Origin of the sequence: Bradyrhizobium sp. 2S1, from assembly GCF_011516625.5 — a bacterium.
In the GTDB taxonomy this organism is placed as follows: Bacteria; Pseudomonadota; Alphaproteobacteria; order Rhizobiales; family Xanthobacteraceae; genus Bradyrhizobium; species Bradyrhizobium septentrionale.
On record NZ_CP147717.1, the window covers coordinates 1196019 to 1221223 of the forward strand.

At 64.7% G+C, this 25205-nt stretch carries 19 protein-coding genes, 1 tRNA gene, 2 pseudogenes and 1 riboswitch; of the genes and pseudogenes, 9 read left to right on the plus strand and 13 right to left on the minus strand.

From position 1 onward, the window contains the following. Positions 1 to 79 precede the first annotated feature (79 nt). Positions 80 to 1249 (plus strand): annotated as a pseudogene (locus HAP54_RS05840) (cytochrome P450). A 6-nt stretch (positions 1250 to 1255) separates the two neighbouring features. Here the strand turns inward: HAP54_RS05840 and HAP54_RS05845 are convergent. Together HAP54_RS05845 and HAP54_RS05850 are read right to left on the minus strand one after the other, a co-directional pair. Further along, the gene (locus tag HAP54_RS05845) at positions 1256 to 2185 is read right to left on the minus strand and encodes a dihydrodipicolinate synthase family protein (RefSeq protein WP_166299050.1); all 930 of its coding nucleotides are present in this window, start codon (positions 2183 to 2185) and stop codon (positions 1256 to 1258) included. Positions 2186 to 2210: 25 nt separating this feature from the next. Then, the gene (locus HAP54_RS05850; protein ID WP_166299051.1) at positions 2211 to 3377 is read right to left on the minus strand and encodes an NADH:flavin oxidoreductase/NADH oxidase; all 1167 of its coding nucleotides are present in this window, start codon (positions 3375 to 3377) and stop codon (positions 2211 to 2213) included. Between the two features lie 245 nt (positions 3378 to 3622). On the opposite strand from HAP54_RS05850, the gene HAP54_RS05855 reads away from it, so the two are divergent. Continuing rightward, positions 3623 to 4642, plus strand: a complete 1020-nt coding sequence (locus tag HAP54_RS05855; protein WP_166299052.1) for an LLM class flavin-dependent oxidoreductase — start codon at positions 3623 to 3625, stop codon at positions 4640 to 4642. A 533-nt stretch (positions 4643 to 5175) separates the two neighbouring features. On the opposite strand, the gene HAP54_RS05860 is transcribed toward HAP54_RS05855, so the two are convergent. From HAP54_RS05860 to HAP54_RS05870, 3 genes are all read right to left on the minus strand, one after another. Next, positions 5176 to 5418, minus strand: a complete 243-nt coding sequence (locus tag HAP54_RS05860) for a DUF3551 domain-containing protein (RefSeq protein ID WP_166299053.1) — start codon at positions 5416 to 5418, stop codon at positions 5176 to 5178. Positions 5419 to 5450: 32 nt separating this feature from the next. Beyond that, positions 5451 to 5524, minus strand: a tRNA-Gly gene (locus tag HAP54_RS05865). A 98-nt stretch (positions 5525 to 5622) separates the two neighbouring features. Then, positions 5623 to 7170 carry a 4-amino-4-deoxy-L-arabinose transferase gene (locus HAP54_RS05870; RefSeq protein WP_166299054.1) on the minus strand — a complete coding sequence of 516 codons (1548 nt, stop codon included), beginning with the start codon at positions 7168 to 7170 and terminating at the stop codon, positions 5623 to 5625. Positions 7171 to 7328: 158 nt separating this feature from the next. Between HAP54_RS05870 and HAP54_RS05875 the strand changes: the two genes are divergently transcribed. The 4 genes from HAP54_RS05875 to HAP54_RS05890 all read left to right on the plus strand — a co-directional run bounded on the left by HAP54_RS05875 (position 7329) and on the right by HAP54_RS05890 (position 9747). Continuing rightward, positions 7329 to 7895: a methylated-DNA--[protein]-cysteine S-methyltransferase gene (locus HAP54_RS05875; protein ID WP_166299055.1), complete on the plus strand. Its 567-nt coding sequence runs from the start codon at positions 7329 to 7331 to the stop codon at positions 7893 to 7895. A 9-nt stretch (positions 7896 to 7904) separates the two neighbouring features. After that, the gene (locus tag HAP54_RS05880; RefSeq protein WP_166299056.1) at positions 7905 to 8744 is read left to right on the plus strand and encodes a helix-turn-helix transcriptional regulator; all 840 of its coding nucleotides are present in this window, start codon (positions 7905 to 7907) and stop codon (positions 8742 to 8744) included. A 57-nt stretch (positions 8745 to 8801) separates the two neighbouring features. Then, entirely contained in the window at positions 8802 to 9161 is a 360-nt protein-coding gene (locus HAP54_RS05885; protein WP_166299057.1) for a VOC family protein, read from the plus strand. Positions 9162 to 9291: 130 nt separating this feature from the next. Further along, positions 9292 to 9747: an SRPBCC family protein gene (locus HAP54_RS05890; protein ID WP_224741368.1), complete on the plus strand. Its 456-nt coding sequence runs from the start codon at positions 9292 to 9294 to the stop codon at positions 9745 to 9747. 14 nt (positions 9748 to 9761) lie between these two features. Here HAP54_RS05890 and HAP54_RS05895 read toward each other — a convergent pair whose 3' ends face one another. The 3 genes from HAP54_RS05895 to HAP54_RS05905 form a co-directional block, all read right to left on the minus strand. After that, on the minus strand, positions 9762 to 11204 hold the full coding sequence (locus tag HAP54_RS05895; protein WP_166299058.1) for an MATE family efflux transporter: 1443 nt from the start codon (positions 11202 to 11204) through the stop codon (positions 9762 to 9764). Positions 11205 to 11322: 118 nt separating this feature from the next. After that, positions 11323 to 12372: a hypothetical protein gene (locus HAP54_RS05900; RefSeq protein WP_166299059.1), complete on the minus strand. Its 1050-nt coding sequence runs from the start codon at positions 12370 to 12372 to the stop codon at positions 11323 to 11325. Between the two features lie 141 nt (positions 12373 to 12513). Continuing rightward, positions 12514 to 13620, minus strand: a complete 1107-nt coding sequence (locus tag HAP54_RS05905; RefSeq protein WP_166299060.1) for a 2'-deoxycytidine 5'-triphosphate deaminase — start codon at positions 13618 to 13620, stop codon at positions 12514 to 12516. A 122-nt stretch (positions 13621 to 13742) separates the two neighbouring features. Then, a riboswitch (SAM riboswitch) is annotated at positions 13743 to 13822 on the plus strand. A gap of 74 nt (positions 13823 to 13896) precedes the next feature. On the opposite strand from HAP54_RS05905, the gene HAP54_RS05910 reads away from it, so the two are divergent. Beyond that, the gene (locus tag HAP54_RS05910) at positions 13897 to 15090 is read left to right on the plus strand and encodes an O-succinylhomoserine sulfhydrylase (protein WP_166299061.1); all 1194 of its coding nucleotides are present in this window, start codon (positions 13897 to 13899) and stop codon (positions 15088 to 15090) included. A gap of 148 nt (positions 15091 to 15238) precedes the next feature. Beyond that, a pseudogene (locus HAP54_RS05915) lies at positions 15239 to 16369 on the plus strand (IS4 family transposase); the annotation flags it as partial. Positions 16370 to 16550: 181 nt separating this feature from the next. Here HAP54_RS05915 and HAP54_RS05920 read toward each other — a convergent pair. The 5 genes from HAP54_RS05920 to HAP54_RS05940 form a co-directional block, all read right to left on the minus strand. Continuing rightward, positions 16551 to 17324, minus strand: a complete 774-nt coding sequence (locus tag HAP54_RS05920) for an SDR family NAD(P)-dependent oxidoreductase (protein ID WP_166299062.1) — start codon at positions 17322 to 17324, stop codon at positions 16551 to 16553. A 136-nt stretch (positions 17325 to 17460) separates the two neighbouring features. Beyond that, on the minus strand, positions 17461 to 18606 hold the full coding sequence (pimD, locus tag HAP54_RS05925; protein ID WP_166299063.1) for a pimeloyl-CoA dehydrogenase small subunit: 1146 nt from the start codon (positions 18604 to 18606) through the stop codon (positions 17461 to 17463). Between the two features lie 194 nt (positions 18607 to 18800). After that, positions 18801 to 19991 (minus strand): pimeloyl-CoA dehydrogenase large subunit, encoded by a 1191-nt coding sequence (gene pimC, locus HAP54_RS05930; RefSeq protein ID WP_166211358.1) that lies wholly within the window; start codon positions 19989 to 19991, stop codon positions 18801 to 18803. Between the two features lie 217 nt (positions 19992 to 20208). Continuing rightward, on the minus strand, positions 20209 to 21894 hold the full coding sequence (pimA, locus tag HAP54_RS05935) for a dicarboxylate--CoA ligase PimA (RefSeq protein ID WP_166299064.1): 1686 nt from the start codon (positions 21892 to 21894) through the stop codon (positions 20209 to 20211). A 176-nt stretch (positions 21895 to 22070) separates the two neighbouring features. After that, positions 22071 to 24167, minus strand: a complete 2097-nt coding sequence (locus HAP54_RS05940) for a 3-hydroxyacyl-CoA dehydrogenase NAD-binding domain-containing protein (protein ID WP_166299065.1) — start codon at positions 24165 to 24167, stop codon at positions 22071 to 22073. Between the two features lie 161 nt (positions 24168 to 24328). Between HAP54_RS05940 and HAP54_RS05945 the strand changes: the two genes are divergently transcribed. After that, positions 24329 to 25195, plus strand: coding sequence for an IclR family transcriptional regulator (locus tag HAP54_RS05945; RefSeq protein WP_166299066.1), 867 nt, complete (start codon positions 24329 to 24331; stop codon positions 25193 to 25195). Positions 25196 to 25205: the final 10 nt, after the last annotated feature.

Genomic DNA, 25205 nt, shown 5'->3' on the forward strand with positions numbered 1-25205 from the left:
CCCCAACGGTGGGGACAGACCGGTGGTGCTTTCCGGCCTATGCTCGGTCCGAAACCTGAGGCCAACCTGAGATCAAGTCGTGAGCACCGCACCCCATTTCGACATCGATGTGCCAGCCTTCTGGCAGGACCCCTATCCGACGCTCGCGCGGATGCGCAAGGAAGCGCCGATCGCCTTCGTGCCGCAGCTCGGCAGCACGCTCCTCTGCAACCGCGACGACATCTTCGTCTCCGAGAAGCAGATCGACGTGTTCTCGTCGCACCAGCCCGAGGGGCTGATGAACAAACTGATGGGCCACAACATGATGCGCAAGGACGGCGATGCGCACATGAACGAGCGCAAGGCGATCTTCCCGGCGATCTCGCCGAAGACCGTCAGATCACACTGGACCACGCAATTCGAGGGACATGCCACGCGCATCCTCGACGAATTGAAGCCGGACGGGCTGGTCGATTTCGTGCAGGCTTTCGCGCTGCCGTTCTCGGCCGAATGCCTGAAGTCGATCACCGGCCTCACCAACATGCGCTTCCAAGACATGAACGCGTGGTCGCAGGGCATGATCGACGGCATCGCCAATTATGTCGGCGACCCCGCGATCGAGGCACGCTGCCATGCGGCGACCTCGGGCATCGACGCCGCGATCGACGACATGGTGCCGGTGCTGCGCAAGACGCCCGACCTCAGCCTGCTCGGCGTGATGCTGCAAACCGACATGCCGATGGAAAGCGTGCGCGCCAATATCAAGCTCGCGATCTCGGGCGGCCAGAACGAGCCGCGCGACGCGATCGCCGGCACGGTGTGGGCGCTGCTGACGCATCCGGACCAGCTTGCGCTGGCGACGAGCGGCGCGATCCCGTGGTTGCAGGTGTTCGAGGAATATGCGCGCTGAATCTCTCCGATCGGCATGTCGCCGCGGCGGATCGCAAAGCCCTGGACGATCCGGGACATCGCGTTCGAGACCAATGAGCGCGTGTTCCTGATGTTCGGCTCGGCGAACCGCGACGAGAAGCATTTCGACAAGCCCGACGCGTTCGACGTGCGGCGCGACGCCAGCAAGAGCATCGCGTTCGGCGCCGGCCCGCATTTCTGCGCCGGCGCCTGGGCCTCGCGCGCCATGGTCGCCGACGTCGCGCTGCCCGCGATCTTCAACCGGTTGAAAAACCTGCGCCTGATCGAGGACAAGCCGCCGCGGATCGGCGGCTGGGCGTTCCGCGGCCTGCTGGATCTGCCGGTGGCGTGGGACGCATAAGCGCTGTTACCGTCCCCAACGCAGCACGACCGGATCGAGCGCGCGCGCGATCTCGATCAGCCCCGCTCGCGTAGCCGGGTGCAGCGGCTGTAGTGGATGGCGCACCATGTCGGACTTGATGACGCCGCCTTCGCGCATCAGGACCTTGCAGGCCTGCAACCCGCATTGGCGGTTCTCGTAGTTGATCAGCGGCAGCCAGCGCGCATAGGCCCGCACCGCTTCGTCGCGCTGGCCTGCAAAGAACGGATCCATGATCTGGCGGATGCCGTCGGGATAGCCGCCGCCGGTCATCGCGCCGGTGGCGCCGGCGTCGAGATCGGCCATCAGGGTGATCGCCTCCTCGCCGTCCCACGGCCCCTCGATCTCGGCGCCGCCCTTCTCGATCAGGCCGCGCAGTTTGTTCGCCGCCATCGGCACCTCGATCTTGAAGTACCTGATATTGGCAAGCTCCTTCGCCATTCGCGTCAGAAAATCCACCGAGAGCGGCGTGCCTGCGACCGGCGCGTCCTGGATCATGATCGGGATCTTGATGGCATCCGATACCACCCGATAGAACTCATAGATGCCCGGCTCCGGCACGCGGAAGGTCGCGCCGTGATAGGGCGGCATCACCATGACCATGGCGGCACCGGCGGCTTCCGCCTCGCGGCTGCGCGCCGCACAGACCGCCGAGGAGAAATGCGTCGTCGTGACGATGACGGGAATCCGCCCCGCAACATGCTTGAGCACCGAATGCATCACGGTTTCGCGCTCGGCATCGGTCAGCACGAACTGTTCGGAGAAATTGGCGAGGATGCAGATGCCGTGGGAGCCGGCGTCGATCATGAAGTCGATGCAACGCCGCTGGCCGTCGAGGTCGAGATTGCCGTTGGCATCAAAGATGGTCGGCGCCACGGGGAAGACGCCACGATAGGGACGCTTTGCGATTGATGTCATGATGACGACCTCTCAGGGCTTCATGTCAGATCTTGCGGAACGGCAGCGACGGGCCTTCGAGCCTGCGCAGGCCCGGCTCGCGCCGCTCCAGCCACCAGCCATATTGCTTCGGCCAGGACGCGAAAATCTCGCCGCTTCTGCCGCCAAGCGCAAGCTCGGCATGCAGCGGCCAGTTCGGATCGAACAGCGCTTCGCGGCCGATCGCAACCAGATCGGCATGGCCGCCCGCCAGAACATCCTCGGCCTGCTGCGGATGCAGGATGAGGCCGACTGCGATGGTGGCAACATCGGCGGCGCGGCGGATTTCGGCGGCATAGGGCACCTGAAAGCCGTAGCCGCGCGGAATCCGCGCCGCCGTCGCCGAGCCGAGCAGACCGCCCGACGAGCAATCGATCAGATCGGCGCCGCGCGCCCTGGCTTGCCGGGCGAATGCGATCTGGTCCTCGAGCGCGAGACCGCCGTCGATGCCGTCGACCGAGGAGATCCGTACCGACAGCGGCCGCTCCGCGGGCCAGGCGGCGCGCACGGTCTCGATGATCTCGAGCGGATAGCGCATCCGCCCGGCACGATCGCCGCCATAGGCGTCGCTGCGGCGGTTCGACAGTGGCGAGAGGAATTCGTGCAGCAGATAGCCATGCGCGCAATGCACCTCGACGAATTCGAAGCCGGCCTCCACCGCGCGCAAGGTGGCGCGCCGCCATTGCTCGCGCAGCGCTGCGAGCTCGGCGACGTCGAGCGCGTGCGGCATCAGCCAACCGTCTTCCATCGGGATCGCGCTCGGCGCCACCGTCCGCCATGGCAGATCGCCGCGGGCGCGGTCGGCCGCGTCGAGTGCGGCATTGCCGTACCACGGACGCTGCATGCTTGCCTTGCGGCCGGCATGCGCGAGCTGGATCGAGGGCACGGCGCCGTTATCCTTCAGGAAGGCTGCGATCCGCTCGAGCGGCGCGATCTGCTCGTCGTTCCAGATGCCGACATCGCCATGGGTGATGCGGCCCTCGGCCGTAACCGCCGCGGCCTCGACCATCACCAGCCCGGCACCGCCTTGGGCGAATTTACCGAGATGCACAAGGTGCCAGTCATTGGCGATACCGTCGGTCGCCGAATACTGGCACATCGGCGAAATCAGGATGCGGTTTCGGGAGGTCACGCCGCGAAGCGTGATCGGCTGAAACAGAAGCGGCTGCGACATCGGGACCTGCGGGAGCGTGGTGGCGGGACAACGGCCGCCGAAAGCTAGGCGGCGCGCCGCATCATCGCAAGCTGCACAACGGCGCAGGCGGCAGGACCTGGATGCATGCGCCGCGCGCGCGATGGGCAATCATCCAAACCCGAAGCCCCGGCTGCAGAAATTTTCCCCGGTTGGTAAATACTTTCGATCACCGTCGTATCACGCCACCGATCGCAATTTATGCCGGGCATGCCTACATTGCCGATATGAAAAAAATCGGATTCCTCTCGTTCGGGCACTGGACGCCCTCGCCGCAATCGCAGGCCCGCTCAGCCGCCGATGTGCTGTTGCAATCCATCGACCTCGCGGTCGCCGCCGAAGAGCTGGGCGCGGACGGCGCGTATTTTCGCGTCCATCACTTCGCCCGCCAGCTGGCCTCGCCCTTCCCGCTTCTGGCGGCGGTCGGCGCGAAGACCAGCCGGATCGAAATCGGCACCGCCGTGATCGATATGCGCTACGAAAATCCGCTCTACATGATCGAGGACGCCGGCGCGGCCGATCTCATCGCCGGCGGACGCCTGCAACTCGGCATCAGCCGCGGCTCGCCCGAGCAGGTGATCGATGGCTGGCGCTATTTCGGCTATCAGCCGGGCGAAGGCCAGACCGACGCCGACATGGGCCGGCGTCACGCCGAGATCTTCCTCGACATGCTGCGCGGACAGGGATTTGCGCAGCCGAATCCGCGGCCGATGTTTCCCAATCCTCCCGGCCTGCTGCGGCTCGAACCGCTCTCGGAGGGCCTGCGCGAGCGCATCTGGTGGGGCGCCGGCTCGAACGCCACCGCGGTCTGGGCCGCGAAACTCGGAATGAACCTGCAGAGCTCGACGCTGAAGAGCGACGAGACCGGCGAAGCCTTCCACATCCAGCAGGCCGCCCAGATCCGGGCCTATCGCGCCGCCTGGAAGGAGGCCGGCCACACCCGCGAGCCGCGCGTCTCGGTGAGCCGCAGCATCTTCGCGCTGGTCGACGATCGCGATCGCGCCTATTTCGGGAACGGGCAGGAGGAAGACCAGATCGGCTTTATCGACGAGCGGACGCGCGCGATCTTCGGCCGCGGCTATGCTGCCGAGCCGGACAGACTGCTCGAGCAGCTCAAGACGGACGAGGCGATCGCCGAGGCCGACACCCTGCTTCTGACCGAGCCCAATCAACTCGGCGTCGCCTACAACGCGCATGTGATCGAGACGATCTTGACTCAGATCGCACCCGCCTTGGGCTGGCGCTGAGCTTGCCGCGGGATCAGGACCCGCGGCGGCCGTCTTCCAGGGGTGGTTGAGAGGGGGACGATCCGCCGCGGGCTTGAACCGACCGTTCTCGCCGGAGGATGGCCGGTTCTATATGGCCAATGCGGGAACCGGCGAGATCGTTCCGGCGGAACTTCGTTCTCAAACGCGGAGAACTACGGAAACATAAGTGCGCGCTGTGAGAAGAACAGGTTGAGTACAGTTCGTTAGACGCGCACGTTGCGTGAACAGATCGCCGTATTATCCCGGGATCATCGCGGGAAGCCTGCCTGCGGATTGGCTCTGCGAATCTCGGTCAGGAATCCCTGTCGCGATTGCGGCGAGTGAGATCGAGGCGATCGACGCGCTCGTCAATCCGCCGGTTCAGTTCCTGGTCCTCTTTCGAATTCTTGCCGCGACGGCCGCGAACCACAAATGCGCACCCGATCAGAACGATCGCAAAGAGCGCGTAGTGCCACCATTCCATGCATTGATCTCAAATGGTGCTCGCGAATACGCGCGGAAAAAGTTACCGTTCACCTGTAAGGGCGCACCGATCTTGGCGCGTAATAAGGGTTGATCAGACAGGTCGCCGGAAGCCCCATGGCGGCCGCCTGGCACTGATCCAGCGACGCGAAGATGCAGTCCATTCGGTCGCCGATCAACGAACCGTAAGCATGCATGCAGACCGGATAGCGTGGGTCATACATTTGTGCAGACGCCGACTTTGTCATGCAAAGCGCGCTTAGCGCAAGCAGCAGCGCTCCAAGCAACTTCACATCAGGTCTCCTGCTATCACCGCGAAATACATTGGAGCGGGCGAAGGGAATCGAACCCTCGTATGCAGCTTGGGAAGCTGCCGTTCTACCATTGAACTACGCCCGCGATCTCAATTGCTTGAGGTCGCCCCTGTCGGGCGCGACCTGCCGGACCATAGCCCGGGCGGAGGCGGAGGATCAAGCGTGCATTCAAGCCCGCCGCCGCTAGTGGCCCATCCTCACGAGCACGTCATCGATGACAAAGGACGCGGCGGCAGCAGCATTGCAGGCGCCGCTGCGTGCGTAGATGCAGGCATCGGCGGTGCCGACTCGGGCACAGCTTTGCCGTGAAAAATCCACCGGCAGATCGCCGGCGGCCTCGGGCCGCGCAAGGATGCGGTTGAAGGCCGGCTTGGTCGCCTGCAACAGCGGCGGCAGGATCAACTCGGCAAGCGGATCGGCGGGCGCAAGCGCATAGAGCGGCACCGGGCCGACCAATCGTTCCCGTCCCGGCAACAGCTGGAAACGAACGTTGTAAAGCGCGAGACCGCACATCTGCGGATCGCTGCGGAGTTCGGCGGCGAGCTGCGCGGCGCCGACGCCGCGCGTCCAATAGTCGCGCATTCCTTCGCTGGCGCCGGCGAGCGCCACCGAGAGCAAGGCCCAACCGCCCATGACGATCGGCAACGCCCCGCGGCGCCATCCGCCTTTTGTGCGCAGCCATTGCACCCAATCGGCCGACCCAAGCGCCGCGACGATGACGAACAGCACCACCGACAGGAACACGAAGCGGTATTCCTTGTGTGCGATCAGGCTATGGAAGACGAGGTTTGCGACCGCGACGGCCAGCAGCAGCGGCGCGTGCCGCGCGCCGCGCCAGATTGCGGCGAGTGGCAACACGATCGCCACCGACCACACGATCAGGAAGTTGATGAGATAGGCCGAAGGCGGCGTCACGCCGAACTCGGTCGCGCGATCGTGCAGCAGGTTTTCCTTGATATTGCCGATCAGCCAGGCGAACGGCACGGCACCATGCGCAAGATCGATCGCGCCGGCGAGCAACAGCGCGGCAAGCCCGCCGGCGACCAGCGGAATCAGGTTGCGCCAGTGTGTCCAGCAGGCGCCGAGCGCAAGCACGGCGATGGCCGGCGCATACTGGAAGCGGCAGACAAAGGCGAAGGCGAGCAACGCGCCGCCGATCGCGAGACGAAGCTGCGACGGGCGATCGGTCACCAGCAGCGCCGCCGGTACGATCAGCGCCGTCGCCAACGGCTCGCCCAATGTGTGTGGCGCAAGCAGGATCAATTCAAACCAGATCGCGGCAGCGAAACCCGCGACGACGGCATGGGTTCGCGAGATCCGTGCGCCAAAGAACCAGGCGCTCACCACGATCGATAGCGACGCAGATGCAGCGACCAGACGCGGCACCAGAAAGGCGCCCGGGCCATCAGGCGCAATCGCGTCACCCAGCGCGACCGGGCCGGCCAGCAATGTCGGCAGCAACCAGCCGCGAATGCCTTCACGCCATTCCCACGTCAAAATGCCGTCATGGCCGAGCATCCGCCACGCCGGCTCGAGATACTGAAAGATCTCGTCGGGATACATCACGTTGGGCCAGACGGCGGCCGCAAGGCGCACGACCAGCGCCAGCAACAGCAATGCGATCAGCGGGTGAAACCGCCCGGTCGCTCTCCCGACCATGCCTTTGCTGTCGGGCGCGGTATCGGCGCTCGTGCTCGTCATCGTTCCGCCGATCGTATCGTGGAGCAGCATGTTGGCGACCAGATAGCGGGCAAAGCCTTTAAGATGGGTGACTGGGATTTGGCGGGGTCACACAGAGCCGGCCGCGACATGCTTAACTAAACGTCAAGATTCCAGCTGCGCCGGACGGCGGCGATGCTAAGATCGCGTCGGTGGGGGTTGGTGGCGTCGTGGCGGGGCGTGGATACAGCATTTTCGACACGGCAATCGGCCGGTGCGGCATCGCATGGGGCGAGCTGGGCGTGGTCGGCGTCCAGCTTCCCGAGCTCCGCGAAATCGAAACCCGCAAGCGGCTGTTCCAGCACTATCCCGATGCACGCGAGATGCGGCCTCCCGAAGAGATCGCGGTCGCGATCGAGGGCATCGCAGCGACCTTGCGCGGCGGCGATGGCGATCTCGCAGGCGTTACGCTCGACATGGCCGGCATCCCGGCCTTCAACGAGCGCGTCTACGAGACGGTCCGCAGCATTCCTCGCGGCGAGACCCGGACCTATGACGAGGTGGCGGGCGGCCTGCGCGCATCCGGCGCGGTCTATTCGGTGGCGCAGTCGCTCGGCCGCAATCCCTTCATGATCATTGTGCCCTGCCACCGCGTGCTCGAGGCAGGCAACTATCCCGACCGGATCTCGCCGAGCGGCGGCAGCATCTCCAAGCGGCGGCTGCTCTCGATCGAAGGCGCCCAACCGACCACCAGCAAGACCCTGCTGCCCGTTGCACGGCCGCGTCCGCAAGCCTAAATCTGGGGTATGACCCGGACCACGCTGTTGCAGCGCGATCGCATCACGGTGAACGAGTTTCGCTGCACGGCGGAGCCGGGCGACAAGCCGTTCGTCGAGCAGTTCGCCTGCCATTCGGTGTCCTATGTGCGCAGCGGCAGCTTCGGCTGCCATTGCCGCGACCGCTTCCATGAGCTGGTGGCGGGCTCGATCCTGGTCGGCCATCCCGGCGACGAATACACCTGCACGCACGACCATGTGGTCGGCGACGAATGCCTGTCGTTCTTCCTGGACCCGGAGCTGGTCGAGACGATCGGCGACCGCGCAGCGGTCTGGCAGATCGGCTCGGTGCCGCCGCTGCCCGAATTGATGGTGATCGGAGAGCTCGCCCAAACGGCGGCAGGTGGCAACAGCGACGTCGGTCTCGACGAGATCGGTCACCTCCTCGCCAGCCGGCTTGTCGAGCTGGTGTCCGACCGCAAGGCAAAGCCCCTCACCGCCGGCTTGCGCGATCGCCGCCGCGCTGTCGAGGCCGTGCTGTGGATCGACGCCAATTCGCACCATCAGATCGATCTCGACGATGCCGCCGAGCAGGCCAGGCTCAGCACGTTCCATTTCCTGCGGCTGTTTTCTGCCGTGCTCGGCGTCACCCCGCATCAATATCTGGTGCGCTCGCGGCTGCGCCATGCGGCACGACGGCTGGCGGACGACGACAGCCCGATCACCGACATCGCCTATGATGTCGGGTTCGGCGATCTCTCCAATTTCGTGCGCAGCTTCCACCGCGCCGCCGGCGCCTCGCCGCTGAAATTCCGCCAGGCCTCCCGCGGCGACCGCAAGATTTTCCAAGAACGCCTTGCACTGCAATAGCTAGGGTTCATCCGGTCCGCGCGTCTCATGGCGCGCTCAACGACTGGAGACTCTATCATGTACGACCATATCGGATTGCGCGTTGCCGACCTCGACGCCAGTGTTCACTTCTACACCGCCGTACTGGCGCCGCTCGGCTTTGTGCTCTGCTCGCGCGACGACAGCGGCGCGGGCTTCGGGCCAAAAGGCGAACCCGCGCTCTGGCTGCATCTGCACAAGGGCACGGCCCAAGGCGGCGCGCACATCGCATTCCGTGCGCCGAGCCATGACGCGATCAAGACATTCCACACCGAAGGCCTGAAGGCCGGCGGCAAGGACAATGGCGCGGCAGGCCATCGCAAGGATTACAGCCCGACCTATTACGCGGCATTCCTGCTCGACCCCGACGGCAACAATGTCGAGGCGGTGTCCACGTAAGCGCGCGCCACAAGCTCCGCCGTCATTGCGAGCGGAGCGAAGCAATCCACTGCGCCGCATGTGAGGAAGCATAGATTGCTTCGTCGCTTCACTCCTCGCAATGACGTCCCCTCTTGAAAGGATCAACACCATGGCTTCCATCTACAAGGACATCCCGATCGACGCGCCAGCCGACCACGTCTGGGACGCGCTGCGCGATTTCGGCGCGCTGCATACGCGGCTCGCGCCGGGCTTCGTGACCGACACGCAACTCAATGGCGACGTCCGCACCGTCACCTTCGCCAACGGCACCGTGGCGCACGAAACGCTGGTCGATTGCGACGACAAACGGCAGCGGCTGGTCTATGCGATCACGAGCGAACGGCTGAAGCAGCACTCCGCCTCGGCGCAGGTGTTTGCCGAGGGCGACGGGCGCTGCCGGATGGTGTGGATCGCGGACGTACTGCCGCACGAGGTCGCGCCCTATATGGACGCGCAGATGGACCTCGTCTCGAAGGGTCGACGGCCCAGCTGTCTCCGCGAGCGCACGCCGAAACATCGGGGCCGTCGATCCTTCGAGGCTCGCTTCGCTCGCACCTCAGGATGACGGATCTAATGCTCCTACGACAGCGCCGGCTGCGCCTCGACGACCGGCGTGGACTTGCCCCAGCGCGTCAGGATCACGCTGAGGCACGAGAGCACGCCGAGCACGCCCATCGAGGCGGCGGCGAGTGTGAAGAAGTTTTGCGCACTCGCCTCATGCGTCGACAGCCACCAGCCGCCAGTGCCGATGAAGATCAGCCGCGCGGTCTGCGCCAGCACCGGGCCGAGCACCTTCGCGGCACCCTGCGAGGAGAAATACATCGACATCGCGAGGCCGATGAAGGCGTACATCGGCGCCGCGGTCGAGAGATATTGGTGGCTGGTCGCCCGCACATGCGGATCGCTGGTGAAGAGATTGACCCAGAGGTCGGGGAAGACGGCGATGAAGCTGCCGACCGCGCCGACCGACAGGAACGACAGCGCGCCCGCGGTCCAGGCAATGCGCCGCGCACGCGCGACGCGCTCGGCGCCGACGGCCATGCCGATCATCGGCACCGAGGCGATGCCGACCGCGAACGCGACCGAGGTCAGCATGAATTCGAGCCGCGCGCCGATGCCGTAGCCGGCGAGCACCGCGGTGCCGAACTGCGCCAGCATGTGAGTGAAGATCGAGATCGTCAAAACCGACTGCAGCGGCGAGAAGCAGGAGACGGCGCCGACCCTGAGGATGTCGATGAACATCGCCCATTGCACGCGCAACCCCTTGAGCTTCGGCCTCACGCGGGCGCGGCCCGAAAACAGATACCAGCCCATCACGCTGATGCTGATCGAATAGGCGATCAGCGAGCCCGCGGCGACGCCGCGCATGCCGAATTGCGGTACCGGACCGAGGCCGAGCCCGAGCGTGCCGCCCAGAATGATCTGCCACACCGCCGACGACAGGATCATGGTCGACGGCAGCTTCATGTTGCCGGTGCCGCGCAGGATGCCGGCCATCGTGTTCATCAGCCAGGGCAGGATCGCGCCGCCGAAGAATATCTGCGAATAGGCGATCGCCTGCGCCAGCACATTGCCGCGGCCGCCGAGCAGTTCGAGCAGGCGCGGACCGAAGATCAGCATGCCGAGCATGAAGGTCAGGCCAAAGGCCAGGCCGATCAGCAGCGCATGCATGGCCAGCGTGGAAGCGCGCTCGACCTCGCCGGCGCCGAGCGCGCGTGCGATCGCGGATGCGACGCCGCCGCCCATCGCGCCGCCGGACATCGTCATGGTCAGGATCACGCAGGGAAACAGCAGCGCCATCGCCGCAAGCGACTCGACGCCGAGCCGGCCGATATAGGAGGTTTCAGCGATCACGACGCAGGTGCCGGCGGAGAGCGCGATCACGTTCGGCCAGGCGAGCCACAACAACGTCTTCAGGATCGGCCCATCAAGCAGCGCGTTACGCGCCGGCCTGGTCACCGGCGGCGGCAGCGGCCGCTCATGTTCGTCGACCGGTATTTCGGCGAGGCCGAGGTCGGACATTTCCACTCCCACGCGCGATCTGGGAGCCGCGCCATGGTGTTTCCCTACCATGGCGAACGCGGATTCCACGTGCGCAGGACGCAAGGGGGGCCTGCGTGATTGCAGGTGAACCCTGACGCTAGCCGACAGACCAGATCAGCGGCGCGCCGGCGGCGCCATTCGGCTTCAGATGCACCGGAATATGCCGCCCGCAGCCGGCGGCCAGCCCCTCGAACAGACCTGTCAGGACGCTGGCGCAGGCCGGGTGATAATCGGCCACGTCGGCCATCAGCTTCCAACCCTGCTGGTGGATTTCGAACTGCCCCTCGGACTCGCTGATCTCGGCCAGATCGTCCTGCGACTCGAACAGAATACGCAGGAAGCTGACGAACTCGCTGGCGCCGCCCCTGCCCGCGCCGAGCGCCTGCGCGACCTCGTCATAATACTGCATGCCAATCAGTCTGCCGGTCAGGTGCAGCAGATAGCTGGCATCCTCCGGGCCGAACACCTGCACCATGACGGGCGCGGCCGTCTTCACATATTCCATCGCGTAGTTGCGATAGGCCTTTTCCAGCCGCGGCTTTGGCCAACTATCGACCGGCAGCGCCGGTGCAGTGTTCGGATCAAACAACGGCGCCTCGAGATGGCGCGCGAAGATGAGGCGCTGGTCGAGCTCGAGCGGATGATCGTACTCGCAATAGTAACCTTCGAGCCCGTCCTGGCCGTCGACGCTCTGCTTGGTGCAGACGAAGCCGAGCCGGAGATCGCCGAGGGCTGCGCCATTGTTGGCGTGCCAGCCGCGCAGCATCGCGCGCGAGACCTCGCCGGGCACGCCGCAGATCGCGGTTCCCTTCCAGATCCAGCGCGGCGGCGGATAGCGAATCCAGGCCTTGCGATCGCTTTCGTACATGTATTCGACGTGCACGCCGCCGATCCAGTTCGAGAGATAGTGATATTGCGCGGCCGCGACCGCGGGCGGCAGGCCATCGAGGCCGAGCTTCTTCAAGCCGGGCAGGAAGCGCTCCTGCTGCTGGCGGCGAAACACGCGGAAGACGAATTCGGCAGCATCAGCCGTGCCGCGCCGCGTCACCACGGTGAGGATCAGCCCGGTGAAGAAGGCATGATAGAGATCAGCGACGCTGCGCCACTTTCGCCACTGCGCTTCGCGCGCATCCCGCTCTCCGGTCATGTTCGCTCCCGCTGTTCTTGTTGGCGAGATCAAGCCTCGCGCGCGCAATCGTAGCCCGGATGCAGCGAAGCGCAATCCGGGTTGATCTATCCGCGGATACAGCGGCCCCGGATTTCGCTGCGCTTCATCCGGGCTACGGAATTACACGCGAAAATGCTTTGAGAGCTTCAGGCCCTGCGCCTGATAATTTGAGCCGATGCGCTGGCCGTAGAGCGCATCGGGGCGCTCGAGCATGCGTTCATAGACGAGACGGCCGACGATCTGGCCATGCTCGAGAATGAACGGCACCTCGCGTGAGCGCACTTCGAGCACGGCGCGCGCCCCCTTGCCGCCGGCGCCGGCATAGCCGAAACCGGGATCGAAGAAGCCGGCATAGTGGACGCGGAATTCGCCGACCAGCGGATCGAACGGCACCATCTCCGCGGCGTAGTCCGGCGGCACCTGCACGGCCTCTTTCGAAGCCAGGATGTAGAACTCGCCGGGATCGAGAATGAGGCTGCCGTCGGAGCGCGCCTTGATCGGCTCCCAGAAGTCGTCGACCGCATAGCCGCCGCGGCGATCGACATCGACGACGCCGGTGTGGCGCTTGGCGCGATAGCCGACAAAGCCACCCGAGCTCTCGCCGGAGAGATCGACCGACAGCGCGACGCCGTGGGTGAGATCGGCATTGTCGGCGTCGACCAGCCGCTCAGCGGCGTGCAGCGCGTCGAGCTCGTCGGCCGTCAAGGTCGCCTCGCCGATCCGGAAACGGACCTGGCTGAGGCGGGAGCCCTCGCGCAGCAGCACGGGAAACGTCTTCGGGCTGATCTCGGCATAGAGCGGGCCGTGATAGCCGGCGCCGATCATGTCGAAGCGGCGGGTGCCGTCGGCGATCACGCGGGTGAAGACGTCGAGCCGTCCAGTCGAGCTCTTCGGGTTGGCCGCGGCCACGATCTCCGGCGGCAACGCCAGGCTTTCCAGCAGCGGGACGATGTAGACGCAATTGGTCTCCAGCACCGCCCCGTCGGAGAGATCGATCTCGTGCAGCTTCAGCTGGTCGATCCGCTCGGCGACGGTGGCGTCGGGCCCCGGCAGGAAGCTTGCCCGCACCCGAAAGGCGATGTCGCCGAGGCGGAGATCGAGGCTCGCCGGCTGGATCTGGCTCTCGACAAAGTCGTAGGCGGGCAGAATGAGGCCGGCCTCCGCCATCTCCGCGATCATGCGGTCGGGCAGAATTCCGTTCGATTCTTCTTCCAGCGTGAACGACACGGCGCGGTCCCTCGGGATGGCCCAAAATCAACCTCTGAGCGGCCATCAAGCCCCAAAATATGGGCTTTTACGGGTTATCCGATGACCGTCTTGACGGAAAGGGCGCGAGGGAATATCAGCTGCACTTATCCCGTGGTGATTTGAGCCGGCCGGCTTGCAGCCACGTTAAATAAGTCGCTAAACAGGCCGGGGACAGTGTGATCCCGGCTTGTGGAGGTTTCTCCAGGCCGGTTTTTTTGTGGCCATTTTCTTTGGAATGGCCACCTCGGAGGTCACATGTCTGAATCCAACGCTACCGCCCGCTTTCGTCCCGAAACCCGCCTCGTCCATGGCGGCACGCTGCGCTCGCAATTCGGGGAGACGTCGGAAGGGCTGTTTCTCACCCAGGGCTATGTCTACGACAGCGCCGAGCAATGCGAGGCGCGCTTCAAGGGCCAGGACCCCGGCTTCATCTATTCGCGCTATTCTAATCCGACCATTGCGATGTTCGAGCGCCGCATGATCGAGCTCGAGGGCGCCGAAGCCGCGCGCTCGACCGCGACCGGCATGGCCGCGGTAACCACCGCGATCCTCGCGCCGCTGAAGGCCGGCGACCACGTGGTGGCGTCGAAGGCGCTGTTCGGCTCGTGCCTCTATGTCGTGCAGGACCTGCTGCCGCGCTACGGCATCGAGACGACGCTGGTTGACGGCCTCGATCTCGACCAGTGGCAGCGCGCGTTGCGGCCGAATACGAAAACCTTCTTCCTGGAGAGCCCGACCAATCCGACGCTCGACGTGCTCGATATCGCGGCAATCGCTGAGATCGCGCATAGCGGCGGCGCCCGGCTGATCGTCGACAATGTGTTTGCCACGCCGATCTGGCAGAGCCCACTGTCGCTCGGCGCCGACGTCGTGGTCTATTCCGCGACCAAGCATATCGACGGCCAGGGCCGCTGCCTCGGCGGCATCATCCTGTCGTCGGAAGCCTTCATCGCCGAGCATATCCATAATTTCATGCGCCAGACCGGTCCGTCGCTGTCGCCGTTCAACGCCTGGGTGCTGCTGAAGGGTCTCGAGACGCTTCCCGTCCGGGTCCGCGCCCAGACCGAAAACGCGGCGAAGATCGCCGACGCGCTGGCCAAGCATCCGAAGGTCACGCGACTGGTTTATCCCGGCCGCGCCGATCATCCGCAGGCCGAGACGGTGAAGAAGCAGATGGGCGCCGGTTCGACGCTGGTCGGCTTCGAGGTGAAGGACGGCAAGGCCGGTGCTTTCCGCTGCCTCAATGCGCTGAAGATCTCGCGCATCTCCAACAATCTCGGCGACGCCAAGAGCCTCGTCACGCATCCCGCGACCACGACGCATCAGCGCCTGGCGCCGGAAGCCCGCGCCGAGCTCGGCATCAGCGAAGGATTTATTCGCTTCTCGGCGGGCCTGGAGCATCCCGACGATCTGATCGAGGATTTTGTGCGGGCGCTGGAGCAGGTTTGAGGGCAAGGTAGAAGCCCCAGGTGGGCTGCGCTCCCTCTCCCGCTTGCGGCAGGGCTGTCCGGGGAATGATTCACTGTGTCGCGGTGCATGCTCGGCAAAACCGAGGCAAATCGGTCTTTTCTGGTTGTCGAGACACAGAAGGCCGAGCATGCGATTTCGCGATAGCATTTTTAGTAGGCTGCTTGAACCGATCAATCGGCGGCAGTTTCAGACGGCTGTGGATCGTCTGGACGGGGATGCCTACGACAAGTCGTTCAAGAGCTGGGATCACCTGGTAGCGCTGATCTATGCGCAGTTGAGCGGGAACAACAGCCTGCGCGCCGTGGTGACCGGCTTCAACGCCAATCCTCAGCATCACTATCATCTGGGCACCGGCAGGTTGTCCCGCTCGACGCTGTCGGATGCCAATACCCGCCGCCCGTCCAGCATTTTTGCGCAAACCTTTGCACGATTGTCGGCGATGGCAAGCCGGCAGTTGCGGGGCGAAGGCAAGGAGATGGTGCGCCTGATCGACGCCAGTCCGATCCCGCTTGGCAAAGTTTGCACCTGGGCGGTGTGGAACGGCCGCATCCGCGGCATGAAGCTGCACGTGGTCTACGATCCCAAGGGCGATATCCCGAAGTGCGTCGAGGTGACGGCTGCCAACGTCAACGATATCGAGATCGGTCGCCAGACTCCGATCCAGGCCGGCACAACCTACGTGTTCGACAAGGGATATTGCCGTTTCGACTGGTGGCAGAAGATCAATGATAGCAAGGCTTTCTTCGTGACCCGGCCGAAGACGAGCATCCGGCTACGCGCGGTCAGGCATCGCACCATCCGCAACAGCAAGGGGGACGGCTTCAGGATCATCGTCGACGACGAGGTGAAGCTCACCAGTAAGGGCGACTCGCGTTTGCCGATACCGCTGCGGCGCATCAAGGTCAGGCGGGAGAACGGCGGCGTGATCACGCTTCTCACCAACGATACGACCCGAACGGCCGTCGAGATCGCCGCCCTCTACAAGAGCCGGTGGCAGATCGAACTGCTGTTCCGCTGGATCAAGCAGCACCTCGACATCCGCAAGTTCCTCGGCACCAACGACAATGCAATCCGCCTGCAAGTGCTTGCTGCGATGATTGCCTACCTACTGTTGCGCATTGCCGCGCGGACCAACTGCATCAAAATGCTGCCGCTCAGGCTCGCCGAACTCGTCAGCCAGTTCCTGTTCACCCGGCGAGCCTTCGCCAGCATCGACAAGCCTCCGCCAATCAACCCTAGCCGCCGCAAATGCAGAACGCCCTCAACCAGATGGAACTCTGCTATGGTTGAATTTCCCCGGACAGCCCTGCGCTTGCGGGGGAGGGTCGGGGTGGGGGCTCTCTCCACGATTCATTCCGTGGAGAGAGCCCCCACCCGCATCGCATCTCCGATGCGATGCGACCTCCCCCGCAAGCGGGAGAGGTGAAGCCAGTCTGCTGCTACGTCGCCGCCGTCGTCACGCCGCCATCGACCACAATGGTCTGGCCGGTCATGAAGGTCGACGCGTCGGAGGCAAGATAGGCCACCGCGCCCGCGATCTCGTCGGGCTCGCCGATGCGGCGGAGCGGCGTCGATGCGGTGCGGCGCTTCAGATTGTCCGGGTCCTCCCACAGCGCGCGGGCGAAATCGGTCTTCACCAGGCCCGGCGCCACGCAATTGACCCGCACGCCCTTCGGGCCCCATTCGCCGGCGAGGCTGCGGCACAGCGCAAAATCCGCTGCCTTGGAGATGCCGTAGGCGCCGATCACGGTCGAGCCGCGCAGGCCGCCGATCGAGGAGATGATCACGACCGAGCCCTTGCCGCGTTCGGCCATCTGCGGGATCGCCAGCGCGGACAGCCAGATGTTGCTCTTGACGTTGGAGCCCATGATCTTGTCGAAGGCCTCGTCGGTGATGTCGAGCAGCGGGCCGTAATAGGGGTTCACCGCGGCGTTGCAGACCAGGATGTCGATCTTGCCGTAGTGCTTGATCGTGCCCGAGACCAGCGCCTCGACCTCGTTGCGGCGTGAAATGTTGCAGGGGATGACGAGCGCATCGCCGCCCGCCTTCTTGATGCCGTCGGCAACTTCCTCGCAGGCATCCGCCTTGCGCGAGGAGATCACGACCTTGGCGCCGAGCTTTGCCAGCAGCTCCGCCGAAGAGCGGCCGATGCCGCGGCTCGAGCCGGTGACGACCGCGACCTGGCCGCTGAGATCGAACGGGGTGTTTTTCATTGTTGTTGCCTCCCTGTTTGTTCTTGCTCCGTCATGGCCGGGCTTGTCCCGGCCATCCACGTCTTATGTTTGCAGCCAAGACGTGGATGCCCGGCACAAGGCCGGGCATGACGATCTTGATGTAGATGCCGTGCGATCAACCCAGCAGCCCGCCACCCTCGCTGACGCGACGGAGGTGGTAGTCGGTGTCACCGAGCGTGTTCTCGATCATGGTCAGCCGCTTGAAGTAGTGACCGATCTTGGCCTCCATGGTCATGCCGATGCCGCCATGGAGCTGGATCGACTGCTGGCCGACGAACTTCAAGGATTTGCCGACCTGCACCTTGGCGGCCGCGACCGCGGACGAACGCTCCTTGGCATCGTCGAAGTCCGCCGCCATGGTCGCGAACATCGACATGCTGCGGGCCTGCTCCAGCGCCACGAACATGTCGGCGGCGCGGTGCTGCAGGCTCTGGAACGAGCCGATCGCAACGCCGAACTGCTTGCGGGTCTTGATGTACTCGACGGTCTCCTTCAGCGACTCGTCCATCGCACCGACGGCTTCCGCGCACAGCGCAATGCGGGTTTCGTCCGCCACGCGCTCGATCAGGGGCAGGCCGTTCTCGGGATCGCCGATCACAGCGTCCGCACCGACCTCGACATTGGTGAAGGTGATGTCGGCCGCGTGCAGGCCGTCCTGGGTGGGATAACCCTTCCGGGTGACTCCGTTGGCGTCCGCCGGAACCAGAAACACGCCGATGCCGGTCTTGTCGCGCCGGCCGCCCTTGGTGCGGGCGGTCACGATCAGCGTGTCGGCGTTCTCGCCGTTGAGCACGACGAACTTCTCGCCGTCGATCACCCAGCCGGCGCCCTTCTTCTTTGCCGTCGCCACGACGTCAAAGAGGTCGTAGCGCGAGTTCTTCTCGAGCTGCGCGAAGCCGAAGGTCTTGCTGCCGTCGATGATGCCGGGGATGAACTTGGCCTTCTGCTCGGCCGAGCCGCCATGGCGCAGGAAGCCGCCGCCGACCACGACGGTGGCGAGATAGGGCTCGACCACCAGCGCCTTGCCGAGCGCCTCCATCACGATCATGGTCTCGACCGCGCCGGCGCCGAAGCCACCGTCGGTCTCCGCGAACGGCAGACCGAGCAGGCCCTGCTCGGCGAGCTTGCCCCAGAGGGCTTTGCTCCAGCCGCCCTTCTCCTTCATGTACTTCTTGCGCGCATCGAAGTCGTAGGCATCGCTGAGGAGCCCGTCGACGCTTTCCTTGAGAAGCCGCTGCTCCTCGGACAGATCAAAATCCATGTTCGTTCCCTTAAACTAATAGCCGTTACCGAAACCGGAGCCCTCTTCACCTCGCCCCGCTTGCGGGGAGAGGTCGAAATTCAAGCACAGCTTGAATTTCGGGTGAGGGGTACAGGTCTCTCGACAGTCATCGCTCGGAGAGAAGCCCCTCACCCCAACCCTCTCCCCGCAAGCGCGGGGAGAGGGAGAGGAAACTACAGCCCCAGCACCGCCTTGCTGATGATGTTGCGCTGGATCTCGTTGGAGCCGCCGTAGATCGAAACCTTGCGGTTGTTGAAGTAGCTCGGCGCGATCTGCGCGGTCCAATCCATGCTCTCGTTCGAGCCGGCATCGCCGTGCTCATCATAGGGCGCGGCGAACGGACCGATGATCTCCATCAGGAGCTCGGTGGTGGTCTGCTGGATTTCCGAGCCCTTGATCTTGAGCACCGAAGACGCCGGATTGGGCTTGCCCTTGCCGTGCTTGCCCTCATCGGCGACGACGCGGAGCTGGGTGAGCTCGAGCGCCTTCAGCTCGATCTCGCACGCGGTGAGCTTTTCGCGGAACGCCGGATCCTCGATCACCGGGCGGCCGCCGGCCTCGACCTTGGAGGCCAGCGCGCGGATGCGGCGCAGCCGCTCCTTCGATACGCCGACCCGGGCGATGCCGGTGCGCTCATTGCCGAGCAGGAATTTTGCGTAATCCCAGCCCTTGTTCTCCTCGCCGATCAGGTTCTCGTAAGGCACCTCGACGTCGTCAAAGAACACTTCGTTGACCTCAACGCCGCCGTCGATGGTCTGGATCGGGCGCACGGTGACGCCCTTCGACTTCATGCTGAACACGATGAAGGAGATGCCCATCTGCTTCTTCGCATTGTTGTCGGTGCGGCAAAGGCAGAAGATCATGTCGGCATGCTGGGCCAGCGTGGTCCAGGTCTTCTGGCCGTTGATGATCCACTTGTCGCCCTTGCGCTCGGCCTTGGTCTTCAGCGACGCGAGGTCCGAACCCGAGCCCGGCTCCGAAAAGCCCTGGCACCACCAGTCATCGACACTGGCAATGCGCGGCAGGTATTCCTTCTTTTGCTTCTCGTTGCCGAAGGTGTAGATCACCGGGCCGACCATGCTGACGCCGAAGGCGAGCGGCTGCGGCGCCGGATAGGACTGCAGCTCCTCGTTGAAGATGTAGTGCTGCACGGTGGTCCAGCCGGTGCCGCCATATTCCTTCGGCCAATGGGTGACGCCCCAGCCCTTCTTGTTGAGGATGCGCCACCAGGTGACCATCTCGTCCTTCGACAGATGGCGGCCTTCCTGCAGTTTGCGCCTTGTCTCCGGCGGCACGTTGTTCTTGAAGAACTCCCGTACCTCCTCGCGAAACGCTATCTCTTCCTTGGTGAAAGCGAGATCCATCGGATCCTCCTTTGAAAGTTGAATTACCCTTCTAACTCTCTCGCTGTCGTCCCTGCGAAAGCAGGGACCCATAACCACCGGCCATCGCAACTGGCAAAGCTGGCCGCCGCTTGTGCCTCTTGCGAGGGCCGCGGCATATGGGTCCCGGCTCGCGCTTCGCTTGGCCGGGACGACGAAATAACTACAACACCTCGAACAGGCGCGATGACTGCGTCCGTCATGAGCGGGGTCCTGATGCAGTCTGTTGTTGAGGTTGCGATGTCTTCGGCTGTTGCTGGCGCAATTCGTGACGCGACAACTTGCCAACCGGGGTACGCGGCAGCTCGGCGACAAACTCGACCGCAGCCGGCAGTTCATGCTTGCCCAATTTGCCGGTGAGGAACGCGCGCAGCTCGTCGACGGAGAACGCTGGCTGCCCATCGCGCAGCTTGATGAAGGCTTTTGCCGCCTCGCCGCGGTAGTCGTCAACGATGCCGATCACGATCACTTCCTGCACGGCGGGATGGGTGTAGATCGCCTGCTCGATCATCTGCGGATAGACGTTGAAGCCGCCGGAGATGATCATGTCCTTCTTGCGGTCGACCAGATAGAAATAGCCGTCGGCGTCCATGTAGCCGATGTCGCCGGTGAGGAAGCGGTCGCCGACAAAGGCCTCGGCGGTTTCCGCGGGCCGGTTCCAGTAGCCCTTGGTGACGTTCGGGCCGCGGATGCGGATTTCGCCGACCTCGCCGACCGGCATCACCCTGGTGGAATCCTCCAGCGACACCACGTCCATCTCGATGCCGGGCAGCATCAGCCCGATCGAGCCCGGCTTCTCCGGCCCTTCCTTGGGATGGCCGGTGCCGGGCGAGCAGGTCTCGGTCATGCCCCAGCCGCTCTTCAGCTTCATGCCGACGCGGCGCTCGAAGACTTTTGCGACTTCGACCGGCAGCGGCGCGCCGCCGGAGCCGGCGACCACCAGCGAGGAGAGATCGCGCTTGTCGAGATCGGGAAGCGAGGCGATCGCGATCCACATCGTCGGCACGCCGGGAAACACCGTCGCGCGCTTGACCTCGATGTCGCGCATCACGGCTTCGACGTCGAAGCGCTGGTGCAGCGAGATCAGATGGCCGCGCCGGATCGTCGACAGCAGCACGACAGTCAGCGCATAGATATGAAACAGCGGCAGCACGCAGATCAGGCGCTCGATCGCATTGCGTTCGAGCCGCCCAGGCTTGCCCCAGACGTCGTAGATTGACACCGCCGCGGTGAGATTGCCGTGGCTGAGCATGGCGCCCTTGGGCAGGCCCGTGGTGCCGCCGGTATATTGCAGCAGCGCAACGTCCTCGACGTTGACCGCAGGCCATTGCGCCGGTTTGGTCGCGCCGTCGATGAATTGCCGGTGCGTCACGATGGCGGCATTGTCCGGCAACGCAGTCTGCGGCGTACCGACCTTGCCCCAATTGTCATCCTCGCAAACGATCAGACGGTCGAGCAGACCCTTGGCGAGGAATTTCAGCGCGGTCGGCAGCAGCGCCGAGAGGTTGCTGGTGACCAGCACGCGCGCGCCTGAATCGGACAGCTTGTGCGACAGCGCGATCTCGCCGTCGAGCGGCGACAGATGCACGACACGGGCGCCGGCCTTCAGCGCGCCGAAGAAATTGATCGGATGATCCGGCGAGTTGCCGAGAAACAATGCGACCGACGTGCCCTTGCCGTAGCCGGCCCGCATGAAGGCGGCGGCGGCGGTCTCGACCAGGGTTTCCAGTTCGCCGTAGCTGATCTGGCGTTCCCGGAATTCCAGCACCGGACGCGCGCCGAACTCCGCGGCCGCATTCGAGAGCAGGTCCGGCAGCGTGCCGCGCGCGATCTCGTCGCTCCACTGCACGCCGTTGGGATAATATTGTTCGCCGGGATAGGTCATGAACGTCTTCGCTTTCGTAAGGTGAGCACCGGCGCACGGGCTCCCCTCCCCCTTGCGGGGAGGGGTTGGGGGAAGGGGTACCCCTCGGGCAGTCCCGATGCCGCCCCCCCTCTCCCTAACCCTCCCCCGCAAGGGGGGAGGGAACCCTGTCACCGCCTTCGCGTCGTCGAAGACGATCACGCCGCCTTCGATGCCGCGGCGAGCGAGGCGAAGGTCTTGCCCTCATCGGCGAGCTTCTTGAGCAGCGGCGCCGGCTCGAGCGATGGATCGTTGGTCTCCTTGGCGTAGAAGGCCAGCCGATCGGCGATGTGCTTCAGGCCGACGGTGTCGGCCCAGAACATCGGGCCGCCGCGATAGATCGGCCAGCCATAGCCATAGAGCCAGACCACGTCGATGTCGGACGGCCGCGCCGCGATGCCTTCGGCAAGGATCTTCGCGCCTTCGTTGATCATCGGGTACATCATGCGCTCGAGGATCTCGTCGTCGCTGACGACGCGCTTCTTGCGGCCGAGGCGCAACAGCGTCTCGTCGATCAGCTTCTCGACCTCCGGATCGGGCAGCGCCGCGCGCGAACCCGGCTCGTACTTGTAGTAGCCCTTGCCGGTCTTCTGGCCGAAACGGCCGGCTTCGCAGAGCGCGTCCGCGATCTCCGACTTGATGCCGCGGTCCTTGCGCGAGCGCCAGCCGATATCGAGACCGGCGAGATCGCCCATCGCGAACGGGCCCATCGGCATGCCGAACTTCGTTACCACGGCGTCGACCTGCTGCGGCAGCGCGCCTTCGAACAGCAGCTTCTCGGACTGCTTGCCGCGCTGCGCCAGCATGCGGTTGCCGACGAAGCCGTCGCAGACGCCGACCACGGCCGGCACCTTGGCGATCTTGCGGGCGATCGAGACGGCGGTGACCAGCGCGTCCGGCGCGGTCTTGTCGGCGCGCACGATCTCGCACAGCTTCATGACGTTGGCCGGCGAGAAGAAGTGCATGCCGAGCACGTCCTGCGGACGCTTGGTCGACTGCGCGATCTCGTCGATGTTGAGATAGGAGGTGTTGGAGGCCAGCACCGCGCCCGGCTTGGCGTACTGATCGAGCTTGCCGAACACTTCCTTCTTGACCGCCATGGTCTCGAACACCGCCTCGATAACCAGGTCAGCATCCCCGACGTTCTCGATACCGACGACGCCGTTGATCAGGGCCATGCGCTTGGCGGGCGCGTCCGCCGGGATGCCACCGCGCGCGGCGGTCGCCTCATAGTTCTTCTGCATGATGGCCAGGCCGCGCTTCAGCTGCTCCTCGCCGGTCTCGACCAGGGTGACCGGGATGCCGGCATTGGCGAACGACATCGCGATGCCGCCGCCCATGGTGCCAGCGCCGAGGATGGCGACGCGCGCCACGTTGCGGCCCTTGGTGCCCTCGGGGACACCGGAAATCTTGGCGGCTTCACGCTCGGCGAAGAAGGCATAACGCTGCGCCTTGGACTGGTCGCCGTCCATCAGCTTCAGGAAGCCCTCGCGCTCCTTCTTCAGGCCTTCATCGAACGGCAGGTCGATTGCGGCACCGACGGCGTCGGCGGCAGCGAACGGCGCCTCGAGGCCGCGCGCCTTCTTGGTCAGCGCGGCGACCGCATTGGTGAAGATCGAACGATCGGCCCTGGCCGCGGCGAGCTTGCTGTCGTCATCACGCAGCTTGCGCAGCGGACGCTTCTCGGCGACCAGCTTGCGCGCAAATGCCTCACCGCCGGACGCCGGGCCTTCCACGATCTCCTCGATCAGGCCGTTCTTGAGCGCCACCTCGGCGCTGATCGGATCGCCGCCGACGATCATCTTGACCGCGAGCTCGGGACCGACCGCGCGCGGCAGCCGCTGGGTGCCGCCGGCGCCCGGCAGCAGGCCGAGCTTCACCTCGGGCAGGCCGAGCTTGGCGTCCTTGGTGGCGACGCGATAGTGGCAGGCCAGCGCGACCTCGAGACCGCCGCCGAGCGCCGTGCCATGGATCGCGGCAACGATCGGCTTCGGCGAGCTTTCCATCAGGCTCAGCACTTCGGCGAGCCCGGGCGGCTTCGGCGGCTTGCCGAATTCGGTGATGTCGGCGCCGGCGATGAAGGTGCGGCCGGCGCAGGTCAGCACGATGCCCTGGACCTGCGGATCGTCGATCGCGGCCTTGATGCCATCGAAGATGCCGCCGCGCACGGCCGCGCTCAGCGCGTTCACAGGCGGACTGTTAACCGTGACGACTGCAATGTTGTCATGACGTTCGAGCTTGACGACTTCACTCACCGGGACTCTCCCTGGATGCTTCTTGTGTTGAGTAGCTGCACGACTTGCGTTGAGCCGCTACGATTAGACCAATTTCGCACTGCGAAATTTAATTCCACATCTTGACACGGAGGGTTATTTTGAAGCACGAGCCTTGTCAACGAGCATGACAAGGTCAGGGAATGAAGCGCGCCGGGAAGAAAACAGCGACCGATCGCAATTTCGTCGTCGCGCTTTCCCGCGGACTGGACGTCCTGCGTGCATTTCAACCCAATGACGGGCTGCTCGGCAATCAGGAGATTGCGGCCCGCACCAAGTTACCGAAGCCGACGATTTCCCGGCTGACCTACACGCTGACCAAGCTGGGATACCTTACACCTGTACCGAAGTTCGAGAAGTACCAGCTCGCGCCGTCGGCGATGGCACTCGGCTACGCCGCGCTCGCCAATCTCGGCGTTCGGCATTTGTCCGAACCTTATCGGGAAGAAGTAATGCGCGCGACCGGCGGCGCAGTCGCCGTCGGCGGCCGCGACCGTCACAGCATGATCTATTTCGGCCAGAGCCGGAACGGCCTGGCGCTCGGCGTGCAACTCGACGTCGGCTCGCGGGTGCCGATCGCAACCACGGCGATGGGACGTGCCTATATTTGGGCATTGCCACCCGAGGAGCGTGCGGCTTTATTACGCGAGCTGCGAGATCACTATGGCAGCCGCTGGGCCAAGATCCGCGACGGCATCGAGCGCTCCGGCGAGACGGTGGCGAAGCACGGTTTCACCTTGTCCACCGGCGACTGGCAGGATGATGTCGCCGCGGCCGGCGTTGCATTGAAATTGAACGACGGAACCGGCCCCTATGCTTTCAATTGCGGCGCGCCGGCATTCCGCTTCACGGAAGATCGATTGCTCAACGACATTGGACCTCGCCTTGTCGCGATGGTAAGGAACATCGAGCAGGCGCTCGGTGGAATGGCGCCGCAATCCAAAAAAGAAACAAGCAAAAAGACCAGAGTAGGAGGGAAAGTTGCACGTTTGGCCGAGGGGATCAGATAGCCTCCATCAC